5 protein-coding genes are annotated in these 11,790 nt (G+C 63.0%); 4 read left to right on the top strand and 1 reads right to left on the bottom strand.

Annotation, left to right across the window (positions count from 1 at the left end):
- The first annotated feature begins 414 nt into the window (after positions 1–414).
- Positions 415–2,043 carry a phospholipase C gene (locus LQK83_RS19720; RefSeq protein ID WP_230839165.1) on the top strand — a complete coding sequence of 543 codons (1,629 nt, stop codon included), beginning with the start codon at positions 415–417 and terminating at the stop codon, positions 2,041–2,043.
- Positions 2,043–3,326, top strand: coding sequence for a cytochrome-c peroxidase (locus LQK83_RS19715; RefSeq protein ID WP_230839164.1), 1,284 nt, complete (start codon positions 2,043–2,045; stop codon positions 3,324–3,326). The genes LQK83_RS19720 and LQK83_RS19715 overlap by 1 nt, the downstream gene beginning before the upstream one ends.
- A gap of 73 nt (positions 3,327–3,399) precedes the next feature.
- Here the strand turns inward: LQK83_RS19715 and LQK83_RS19710 are convergent, their stop codons facing one another.
- The gene (locus tag LQK83_RS19710) at positions 3,400–5,730 is read right to left on the bottom strand and encodes a methyl-accepting chemotaxis protein (protein ID WP_230839163.1); all 2,331 of its coding nucleotides are present in this window, start codon (positions 5,728–5,730) and stop codon (positions 3,400–3,402) included.
- 310 nt (positions 5,731–6,040) lie between these two features.
- On the opposite strand from LQK83_RS19710, the gene LQK83_RS19705 reads away from it, so the two are divergent.
- The gene (locus LQK83_RS19705; protein ID WP_230839161.1) at positions 6,041–9,352 is read left to right on the top strand and encodes a transglutaminase family protein; all 3,312 of its coding nucleotides are present in this window, start codon (positions 6,041–6,043) and stop codon (positions 9,350–9,352) included.
- 25 nt (positions 9,353–9,377) lie between these two features.
- Positions 9,378–11,789, top strand: a complete 2,412-nt coding sequence (locus tag LQK83_RS19700; RefSeq protein WP_442966802.1) for a circularly permuted type 2 ATP-grasp protein — start codon at positions 9,378–9,380, stop codon at positions 11,787–11,789.
- The last annotated feature ends 1 nt before the right edge of the window (position 11,790 follow it).

The raw sequence follows: 11,790 nt of genomic DNA, 5'->3' as shown, positions 1-11,790 counted from the left end.
AACCCGGCCAAAACAGAGGCCGGGCTCGATAAGGCACGTCTAACAATCTCCCAGCCGCGAAGACATCGCATTATGCAACGGTCCCCTTGAGGGGGAGATGTCAGCGAAGCTGACAGAGGGGGGGCTACACGAAAGAACGCGAATGACCGCTGAATATGCCGCACCATACCCCCCTCTGCCCTGCCGGGCATCTCCCCCTCAAGGGGGGAGATCGGCTGGAGGGACCCTCCTCAAACTGCGACGGAATGTCTCATGGGTTGGGGCAAAGAATATGTTCAGAAAACTGTCACAGAACTGTCGTGCGACGGTTCTAGTACTCGCAGCGTCGTCGAGGGGGCGGCATCGATTAGTCCCGAACGGATGGGCCCGGAGGCGGGTCTGCTTCCGTTCGCCATCATGGCAAAGGAAACACTGATGACCCTTCTCAATACCCGGCGGCTGCTGGCCTGCAGCGCAGCAGCCCTTCTCGCCGTCCAGAGCCCGCTTGCCTATGCTGACGAGGCGAAGACCGCCACGCCGATCAAGCATCTCGTGGTGATCTTCCAGGAAAACGTCTCCTTCGACCATTATTTCGGCACCTATCCGAAGGCTGCCAACCCGGCTGGGGAGCCGGCCTTCACGGCTGATGCAAAAACGCCGACCGACATTGACACGCTGGCCCATGCCGGCCTTCTCGACAACAATCCGAACAAGACCAATCCCGGCAACGGCGCTGACGCCACCGCGCCCTTCCGTCTCGACCGCTCGCAGGCCGCGACCGCTGACCAGGATCATGGCTATACGGCCGAGCAGGCGGCCTTCAACGAAGGCAAAATGGACCTCTTCCCGGCCCATACCGGCAAGGGCACGAAGGGCGCGGCTGGCGTCTTCGGCTCGAAGGGTCTCGTCATGGGCTATTACGACGGCAACACCGTGACGGCGCTGTGGAACTATGCCCAGCACTACGCCATGAGCGACAACTCCTTCTCGACCAATTTCGGTCCCTCGACGCCCGGCGCGATCAACCTCGTTTCCGGCCAGACCAATGGCGCGATCCTGCCCGAGGGCTACAAGCTGGAGAAGGACGGCACCTATGACGGCGGCCGCATCGTGCCGGACGGCAATGGCGGCTGGACGATCATTTCCGACTTTGACCCGACCGGCGACGTCTGTTCCAGCCCCAAATATCCGACCGCGCTGATGGCCGGCAAGAATATCGGCGACCTGATGAACGAGGCCGGGATCACCTGGGGCTTCTTCGAGGGCGGCTTCGACCTGACGGCCAAGAATGCCGACGGCTCGACGGGCTGCGGCCGGGCGACGGCAGCGACGGTGACGGGCGTCAAGGTCAACGACTATATCCCGCATCACCAGCCGTTCCAGTATTACAAGTCGACAGCCAATTTCGACCACAAGCGTCCGTCTTCGGTCGATGCCATCGGCACGTCGAAGGATGGCGGCGCGAACCACCAGTACGACCTGACGGATTACGAGGCGGCGCTGAAGAACGGCAACCTGCCGGCCGTGACCTTCCTCAAGGCTGCCGCCTATCAGGACGGTCATGCGGGCTATTCCAACCCGATCGACGAGCAGACCTTCATCGTCAACACGGTCAACGAGCTGCAAGCGTCGAAATACTGGAAAGATACGGCCATCGTCATCGCTTATGACGACTCCGACGGCTGGTATGACCATGCCATGAAGATCGTCAATCCGTCCGACATTCCGGTGAAGGGCTATGACGTGCTGAACGGTCCCGCCTGCGGCACCGGCACGCCGCTTGACGGCATCGACGGCAAGCCGGCGCAGGGCCGTTGCGGATATGGCACGCGCCAGCCCCTGCTCGTCATCTCGCCCTACGCCAAGGCGAACTATGTCGACCACACGCTGACCGATCAGACGTCGATCCTGCGCTTCATCGAGGACAACTGGCTGGGCGGCAAGCGGATCGGACAGGGCTCTTTCGACGCCAAGGCCAATCCGATTGACGGCATGTTCGACTGGCAGCACGCCACCAACACCACGCTGACGCTCGATCCGGCCACGGGCGAAAAGAAGAGCTGATGCGAACGCATCTATCGATCCTTGCTGCCGCAGGCGTGATGCTTGCGGCGGCTGGGGCCTCTGCACAGCCAGTGCAGTTGAGCGCGATGGCGCAACTCGGCAAGGACATGTTCTTCGACCGCAGCCTCTCGGGCAGCGGGGCCATGTCCTGCGCCACCTGCCACGACCCGGCGCATCACTTCGCGCCGGCCAACGATCAGGCCGTGCAGATCGGCGGCCCCTATCTCAGCGAGCCCGGCATTCGCGCCACGCCCTCGCTCACCTATCGCTCCTTCACGCCGACCTTCTCGGTGGGGCCGGCGGACGAGGCGAGCGAGGCGGGCGATGCGACGCCGATGGCGGCGGCCAACGGGGCGGTGAGTGGCGGTCCGGCCGGCCCATTGGGGGCTGCGCCGCCGGCGACGGGCAAGAGCGGAACGGACAACGCCGCCAACATGGTGCCGCGTGGCGGCATGTTCTGGGACGGGCGGGTCGATACGCTTCAGGATCAGGCGCTGGGGCCGCTGATGTCGCCCTTCGAGATGGCCAATCCGGATATCGCCACGCTGGCCGAGAAGGTGCGCAAGGGCTATGGCGATCGCATCGCGCAGCTGGCGGGCCGCAACGTGCTGGACGACCCGCAGGCGCTGGTCGGCGAGGCGGGCTTCGCCATTGCCCGCTATCAGATCGAGGACCCGGTCTTCCACCCGTTCAACAGCCGCTACGACGACTATCTCGCCGGCAAGGCGACGCTCAGCGAGCAGGAAATGCGCGGCCTCAAGGTCTATGAGGATCGCAACAGGGGCAATTGCGCCGACTGCCATCCGAACAAGCCGGCAGCGGACGGCACGCCGCCGCTCTTCACCGACTTCCAGTATGAGGCGCTCGGCGCACCGCGCAATAGCGCGATCCCGGCCAATGCCGATCCGAAGTATTTCGATCTCGGCATCTGCGGGCCGATGCGCGATGACGATTATGCGAAGCAGAAGGAAAATTGCGGGCTCTTCAAGACGCCGAGCCTGCGCAATGCGGCGTCGCGCGGCGTCTTCTTCCACAATGGTGTGTTCCATTCGCTCGAAGATGTCATGCACTTCTATGCGGAGCGCAATACCAACCCGGCGCGCTTCTATCCGAAGGCTGGCGATGGTGCCGTTCTGGCTTACGACGACATGCCGATGGAGTATCGCGGAAATATCGATGTCATCGATCCGCCCTTCAACCGCAAGGCGGGCGACAAGCCGGCGCTCAATGATCAGGACATTGCCGATCTCGTCGCCTTCCTGAAGACGCTGACGGACAAGTGACGCACCTGCAAAAAGAACGGCGCCCCTGAGGGCGCCGCCTTGTTTGTTCGATCTCGTAATCCTTGATAGCGGATCAGAATTCTTCCCAGTCCCGCGAAGCCAGCGCGTTGTTGCCGGAAACGGCGGGCATCTTGCGGGCCGGCGCGGCGGCGCGGCTCTGCGAGTGCCGGACGGGCTGCTGGCCATACTCGCGCGATGCCGAGGCCGAAAGCGCGCTGGACGATGCGCCGGTGCGGAAGCGGTTGACAAGCTCCATCAGCACACCGGCTTCCGTATTCAGCGCGGCGCTGGCGGCGGTTGCCTGTTCCACCATGGCGGCGTTCTGCTGGGTCACCTGGTCCATCTGATTGACGGCAGAGTTGATCTCGCGGAGGCCCACGGCCTGCTCGGTCGAAGAGGACGAGATCTGGTGAATCAGGCCGTTGATCTGAAGAACCTGTGTCGCGATGCTGGCCAATGCGTCGCCGGCCTTGTTGACGAGGCCGACGCCTTCGCTGACCTGAGCTTCCGAAGCATTGATCAGCGTCTTGATTTCCTTGGCGGCTGTGGCCGAGCGCTGGGCGAGTTCGCGGACTTCCTGTGCAACGACGGCAAAGCCCTTGCCGGCTTCACCCGCACGGGCAGCTTCCACGCCGGCGTTCAGGGCGAGAAGGTTTGTCTGGAAGGCGATCTCGTCGATCACGCTGATGATGCGGTTGACCTCTTGCGAGGACTGCTCGATGCCGTGCATCGCCGAAATCGCCTTGTGGACGATCTCGCCGGACTTCTCGGCATTAGAGTTCGCCGTCTGAACGGAGCTTGCTGCGCGGCCGGCATTGTCGGCGCTGGAATTGACCTGCGTTGTCAGCTCGTCGAGCGCTGCTGCCGTCTCTTCAAGGCTTGCGGCCTGCTTCTCGGTGCGCAGCGACAGATCGGCGGATGCGCTGGAGATTTCGCCGGCGCCACCGCTGATGTTGCGCACAGAGTGGTGGAGCGTCTGGATGGTTTCCTCGAGGCTGGCAAGTGCCGAATCGAAGTCAATCTTCAACTGACCATATTCGGCCGGGAAGTTGGCCGGCAGGCGATAGGTGAGGTTGCCGGAAGAGAGTTCCGAGAGGCCCTGGCCCAGATGCGTCACGACCTGCTGCTGGAGGGCCGCATTGGCGAGGCGTTCCTGCTCGTTCTGGCGGCGTGCGGCATCGGCCGCGTTGCGCTGTTCTTCGGCGGCTGCTTCGAGGCGGACCGTGTCGGCAAGCTTGTGGCGGAAGCCTTCGAGGGCTGCGGCTACGGAACCCGTCTCGTCTTCGCTGTCCTGGCCGGCGACAGGCTTGTCATACTGGCCGCGGCTCAGACGCTGAACGTCGGCGACAAGGCCGTCGATCGGGCGCTGGACGAGACTACGGACGGAAAGATAGAGGCCGATGATGACGGCGAGCAGTACGACGAAGCCGCCGGCGACCATGAGCATGGTCTGTTCGCGAACCTGTGCAGCCACGACGGACGTGGGGATATCGACGAGGACGACCCAGCGGGCGTTCAGGCCCGGCAGGTCGAAGGGATAGACGAGGCGGTCGAACTGCGCGCCGTCTTTGCCGGTGATGCCATCAAGCTCGGATGTCGTCTTGTCGGCGATGGCGGCTTTGATCTTCTCCGGCGCCAAGCCGTCATAGTCCTTCATCATGGCTTTGGCATCGGGGCCGACGAGCCACTTGCCGTCCTGCGAGACGAGCATGACGCGGCCCGTTTCGAAGGGACGCAGCGCGGAGAGGCGGGTCGAGAGCGACGCCAGCGAAATGTCCACGCCCGAGACGCCGATCAGCTTGCCGCTTGAAACGACCGGATAGGCAATCGAGCTCATGACGGTGGGTACGTCCGTGCCTTCGGCCAGATAGGGCTTGGTGATGGCGCCCTTCATGCTCTTGGCCGCCAGAGCGTACCATTCCTTGGTATAGTCGACGTTGAAGGTGCTGAACTGGATATCGCCGGTTTTGTTCTTCGACCAGTAGGGCGAGAACTGGCCTGTCTTGTTGCCGCCGAAATCTTCCTTGCCCTTCATCTCCTCCTGCTTGCCGTCGAAGGCATTGGAGGCTTCGGCAAACCAGCTTCCGAAGGCGAAGGGGTTCTGCTCCAGATTGGCGCGCAGGATGTCGATCGTGCCCTTGCGGTCGAGAAGGCCGCCGGCATGCGTGTGGCCAATGACGCCGGCCATGGTGCGGGCGGCGCTGGAGAGTTCGCCGACATCGGCGGCGATATCCTTGGCGATGCCGCCGGCCTCGCTGCCGGCCTGCTTCATGACCAGATTTCGAACCCGGTCGTTCGTCTGAGAGATCAGCACGTAATTGGAGAGCGCCAGGAGCAGCGTGATCGTGGCCGCGGTGACCAGGATGAGCTTGGCTGCGATGGAGCGTTTGATGAAACCGAACATGAAGCCTCATTTCAAGGTTCTGTGGCGGGAAGGGTGGTGGTGCCCGGCCACGTGACAAATATTCGCTCGAGTGTGCCGGAGCAGGTCTTGTCCGAACGGTCAGTCGAGAAGCATTGGTTAAAATTTATATCGATATGTTGTTAATGAAGCCCGAAAACCCGGCGTTTCCGGTTGTAACAGTCATGTGACACAATCGCGTCAGGGGGTGGCCCGTTTGCGACTTCGAACGGCGAATGCACATTCCCCATTGCACAAATCGGTGGCGTGATTAAAGATTTGGCAATTGTTTGTTCCGGCGCGATGAGGGCCAATGTCGATTAAAGCCAGTATCTATCACCTGACCCATTACAAATACGACAAGCCCATCATCCTGGGGCCGCAGATCATCCGGCTCAAACCGGCCTCGCATTCGAAGACCAAGGTGATCAGTCATTCGCTGAAGGTCACGCCGGAAAATCACTTCGTCAATCTGCAGCAGGACCCTTACGGCAACTATCTCGCCCGCTTCGTGTTTCCGGAGCCGGTGACGGAGCTGAAGATCGAGGTCGATCTCGTTGCCGACATGACGGTCTACAACCCGTTCGACTTCTTCGTCGAGGAACAGGCCGAGCACTATCCCTTCGACTATCCGGAGGACCTGAAGGAAGACCTTTCCATCTACATGAAGCCCGAGCCGGCGGGGCCGCTGCTCAGGGAGCTTCTGAAGGGCATCGATCGCAAGAAGCAGCGCACTGTCGACATGGTGGTCGGCATCAATGCGATGCTGCAGGGCCGGACGGAATATACGATCCGCATGGAACCCGGCGTGCAGACGCCGGAAGAGACGCTGAAGCTCGCCAAGGGCTCCTGCCGCGATTCGAGCTGGCTGCTAGTGCAGATCCTTCGGCATCTCGGCTTTGCCGCCCGCTTCGTCTCGGGCTATCTGATCCAGCTGACGCCAGACCTCAAAGCGCTCGACGGACCGTCGGGCACGGATGTCGACTTCACCGACCTGCATGCCTGGGCGGAGGTCTATATTCCCGGCGCCGGCTGGGTTGGGCTCGATCCGACTTCCGGACTGCTCGCCGGGGAAAGCCATATTCCGCTCGCCGCTACGCCGCACTACAAGAATGCCGCGCCGATCTCCGGCGGCTATTTCGGCGAGGCAAAGACCGAGTTCGACTTCGACATGAAGGTCATGCGCGTTGCCGAGCATCCGCGTATCACCAAGCCCTTCTCGGATGAAAGCTGGGATGCGCTGAACGCGCTTGGCGAAAAGGTCGATGCCTATCTCGACCAGGCCGATGTACGCCTCACCATGGGTGGCGAGCCGACGTTCGTTTCCATCGACGACTTCCAGTCGGATGAGTGGAATACGGCGGCCGTCGGTCCGCAGAAGCGCGACCGCGCCGATGTGCTGATCCGCAAGCTGCGGGAGCGTTTCGCGCCCGGCGGTTTCCTGCATTACGGGCAGGGCAAGTGGTATCCGGGCGAAAGCCTGCCGCGCTGGACCTTCTCGCTCTACTGGCGCAAGGACGGACTGCCGGTCTGGAATCAGCCGGACCTGATTGCGGCGGAGGCGAAGGACTACAAGGTCACCCACGAGGATGCCGGCAAGTTTGCCGCAGCGCTCGCCATCGAGCTCGACGTGAAGCCGGAATTCGCGACGCCCGCCTTCGAGGACACGGCCGAATGGCTGATCAAGGAGGCGAACCTTCCGGAGAATGTCGATCCGTCGAATTCGAAGCTGGAAAATCCGGAAGACCGCAGCCGCATCGCCCGCGTCTTCGAACGCGGTCTGACCAAGCCGACGGGCTACGTCCTGCCAGTGCAGGCGTGGAATTCGCGCGCTTCCGGACGCACCTGGATTTCGGAAAAGTGGAGCACGCGGCGCGGACGCCTCTTCCTCATTCCGGGCGATTCGCCCATCGGCTTCCGACTGCCGCTCGGCTCGCTGGTCTATATCCCGGCCTCGCAATTTCCCTATATTGTCCCGACCGACCCCTCCGTGGCGCGTCCGCCATTGCCGGACTACCGGCAGGACAAGGGCCGGCTGATGCCGGAACATTCGCTGCAGCCGGATCAGGCGACGACGCCGATCCAGCAGCAGGCGCTCTCGGAAATCGAAGGGCGCGTGCGCACCGCCATCTCCATCGAACCGCGCGACGGACGCCTCTGCGTCTTCATGCCGCCGACCGAAACGCTCGAAGATTATCTCGACCTCATCGCCTCTGCCGAGCGGGCGGCGTCGCATCTGAATATGCCGATCCATATCGAGGGCTATTCGCCGCCGCATGACGAGCGGCTGAACGTCATGAAGGTGACGCCAGATCCGGGTGTCATCGAGGTGAACGTGCATCCGGCCAATAACTGGAAGGATTGCGTCGAGATCACCACGGCGCTTTATGAGGAGGCGCGACAGTCGCGTCTCGGGGCCGACAAGTTCATGATCGACGGCCGCCATACCGGCACGGGCGGCGGCAACCATGTCGTCGTCGGGGGCGCGAACCCCAATGACAGCCCGTTCCTGCGCCGGCCCGACCTGTTGAAGAGCCTCGTGCTGCACTGGCAGCGCCATCCTTCGCTTTCCTATCTGTTCTCCGGCCTCTTCATCGGGCCGACGAGCCAGGCACCGCGCATCGACGAGGCGCGGCATGATGCGCTCTATGAGCTGGAAATCGCGCTCGCCCAGGTGCCGCTGCCCGGCAAGGGCCTGCCGCCGCTGCCCTGGCTGGTCGACCGGCTGTTCCGCAATCTGCTGACCGATTCGACCGGCAACACGCATCGCTCGGAAATCTGCATCGACAAGATGTTCTCGCCCGACGGGCCGACGGGCCGCCTGGGCCTCGTCGAATTCCGCGGCTTTGAAATGCCGCCGAATGCGCGCATGAGCCTTGCCCAGCAGCTGCTTGTCCGGGCGCTGATCGCGCGCTTCTGGAAGAACCCGATCGAGGGCAATTTCGTGCGCTGGGGAACGTCGCTCGCCGACCGGTTCATGCTGCCCTATTACGTCTGGAAGGACTTTCTCGATGTGCTGGCGGATCTCAAGGCCAATGGCTTCGAGTTCCGGCCGGAATGGTTCGCGGCCCAGCTCGAGTTCCGCTTCCCGTTCTGCGGGGAAGTCGAATACGAGGGCAACAAGCTGGAGGTCCGTCAGGCGCTGGAGCCATGGCATGTGACGGGAGAGCAAGGGGCGATTGGTGGCACGGTGCGCTATGTCGACAGTTCCGTCGAGCGGCTTCAGGTGAAGTTCGAGACGGCGAACCCCGAGCGCTATCAGGTAACCTGCAACGGGCGGCTGGTGCCGCTGAAGGAGACCGATCAGCGCGGCACCTCGGTCGCCGGCGTGCGCTTCAAGGCATGGCATCCGGCGTCGGGCATCCACCCGGTCCTGCCGGTCAATGCGCCGCTGACCTTTGACATATACGACACGTGGTCCAGCCGATCGCTGGGCGGTTGCGTCTATCATGTCGCCCATCCCGGCGGTCGCAGCTACGATACATTCCCTGTGAATGGCAATGAGGCGGAGGCCAGACGCCTTGCGCGCTTCCTGCCATCGGGGCATACCGGAGGCTTGTGGCTTTTCAGGGCCGATCCGCCGCATCCGGAATTCCCGATGACGCTGGATCTCAGGCGGCCCTGAAAAGGGCGTATCGGGGGTGATCGACTTGGCAGGCGGGACTGCGGCAGACAAGAGACAGGTGGCGGGGGGCAGGGCGGATGCCCTGCTCGGCTATCGGCCGCTGCCCGGCATCGCCGACGAGATGATCGATCCGCAAGGCAAGGTGCGGCCCGTCTGGCAGCATCTTCTCGGCTATCTCGGCCGGCAGGATGAGCAGTCGATTGCCGACCGTTTCGCCACCGCCGACCGTTACCTCAGCGATGCCGGCGTGTTCTACCGGGCCTATGGCGGTCCGGGGACATCGGAACGCGACTGGCCGCTGTCGCATATTCCGGTGATGATCGCCGAAGACGAATGGGCGAAGATCTCGGAAGGGCTGGTGCAGCGCGCCGAGCTTCTGGAACATATCGTTGCCGATATCTATGGCGAATGCCGGCTGGTGCGCGACGGGCTCTTGCCGCCGCCGCTGGTGGCCGCCAATCCCGAGTTTCTCAGGCCCATCGTCGGGTTGCAGCCCTATGGCGGGCATCATCTGCATTTCTGCTCCTTCGAGATCGGCCGTGGCCCTGACGGCAACTGGTGGGTTCTGGCGGATCGCACGCAGGCGCCGTCGGGTGCCGGCTTTGCGCTGGAAAATCGCGTGGCCACGGCGCGCGCCTTCTCCGATCTCTATGCCGAAATGCATGTGCATCGGCTGGCCTCCTTCTTCGGGAACTTCCGCGACACGCTGCTCAACAAGCGCCAGAGCCGCGACCAGCGCGTGGCAGTTCTATCGCCGGGTTCGGCCAACGAAACCTATTTCGAGCACGCCTATCTCGCCCGCTATCTCGGCTTCATGCTGCTGGAAGGCGAGGACCTTGTTGTCGTCAACGGCAAGGTCATGGTCAGCACCGTGTCGGGCCTGAAGCCGGTCGGTGTCCTGTGGCGGCGCGTGGATGCGAGCTTCACCGATCCGCTGGAACTCGACCAGAACTCCTATATCGGCACACCCGGCCTCGTGCAGGCGGTGCGCAGCGGCTCGGTGATGATGGTCAACGGGCTGGGATCGGGCATTCTGGAGACGCGGGCGCTGCTCGCCTTCCTGCCGCGCATCTGTCGCGAAGTGCTGGGCGAAGACCTCAAACTGCCTTCGATCGCGACCTGGTGGTGCGGGCAGGATGCGGAGCGGGCGCATGTCTCGGCCCATCTCGACCGCATGGTGATCGGACCGGCCTATTCGCGGCTGCCGTTCTTCGACGACAAGGGACAATCGGTGCTGGGCGCATCGCTGCGCGACCGGGCGAAGGAATCGATTGCCGGCTGGCTGCGCACCGAAGGGGCGAAGCTTGCGGGGCAGGAGGCGGTCACGTTGTCGACCACGCCGGTCTGGAACGATGGCAAGCTCGCTCCGCGGCCGATGTCGCTGCGCGTCTTTGCCGCCCGTACGCTGGACGGCTGGAAGATCATGCCGGGCGGCTTTGCGCGGATCTCCTCGGGCGAGGACGCGGCGGCAATTGCCATGCAGGCGGGCGGCAATGCGGCCGACGTCTGGATCGTGTCGGAAAAGCCGGTCGAGAAGACGACGCTGCTGCCGCCGGATTCGAGCTTTACGCGTACCATGCCGGGCAGCTTGCCGAGCCGTGCAGCGGACAATCTCTATTGGCTCGGCCGCTATATCGAGCGCGCTGAAGGTACGATCCGGATCCTTCGCGCCTGGCATGCCCGCTATGCCGAGGCGGCGGATGCGCAGACGCCCCTTCTCGGCGACGTCACGGATTATCTCGAAAGCCTCGATATCGAGATCGAGCCGGCGATCCCGAACAGCCTCATCACCAATATCGAGAGCGCGCTCTACAGCGCGTCGCGCATCCGCGACCGGTTCTCGCCGGACGGCTGGCTGGCGCTGGCGGATCTCGCCAAGACCGCACGAGATTTCAACAGGAAGGTCAAGCCCGGTGATGATGCGACGCGGGCGGCAACCATTCTATTGCGCAAGCTTGCAGGCTTTGCCGGTCTGGTGCACGAAAACATGTATCGCTTCACTGGCTGGCGCTTCCTGACAATCGGACGCATGCTGGAACGCGGTCTGCATATGACACGGCTGCTTGGCCATATGGCGGGCGAAGATGCGCCGGACGGCACCTATGACATGCTGCTGGAAATCGGCGATAGCGTGATGACGCATCGCCGGCGCTATAACGTGGCGACAGCGCGGGTTACGGTCACCGACCTGCTAGCGCTTGATCCGCTCAACCCGCGCTCGATCTTCTACCAGCTCAACGAGATCAAGATGGAAGTCGAACATCTGCCCAATGCCTATGTGGACGGACAGATGTCGCCGCTCGCTCGCGAGGCGCTTCGGCTTCATTCGACGATTGCACTGATGACCGCAGACACGATGACGCCGGAGGTCTACAAGGAGCTGGAACGCGAAATGGAACAGCTCTCCGACGTTCTGGCGCATACCTATCTGAACTGAC

Origin of the sequence: Rhizobium sp. C1, assembly GCF_021026335.1 — a bacterium.
In the GTDB taxonomy this organism is placed as follows: Bacteria; Pseudomonadota; Alphaproteobacteria; order Rhizobiales; family Rhizobiaceae; genus Ensifer_A.
This window is presented reverse-complemented; position numbering and strand designations above follow the sequence as displayed.

What these genes read in the sequence shown, in the direction of transcription:
- LQK83_RS19705 (WP_230839161.1), top strand. Translation starts at nt 6,041, where the DNA reads ATGTCGATTAAAGCCAGTATCTATCACCTGACCCATTACAAATACGAC.
- LQK83_RS19715 (WP_230839164.1), top strand. Translation starts at nt 2,043, where the DNA reads ATGCGAACGCATCTATCGATCCTTGCTGCCGCAGGCGTGATGCTTGCG.
- LQK83_RS19720 (WP_230839165.1), top strand. Translation starts at nt 415, where the DNA reads ATGACCCTTCTCAATACCCGGCGGCTGCTGGCCTGCAGCGCAGCAGCC.
- LQK83_RS19710 (WP_230839163.1), bottom strand. Translation starts at nt 5,730, where the DNA reads ATGTTCGGTTTCATCAAACGCTCCATCGCAGCCAAGCTCATCCTGGTC.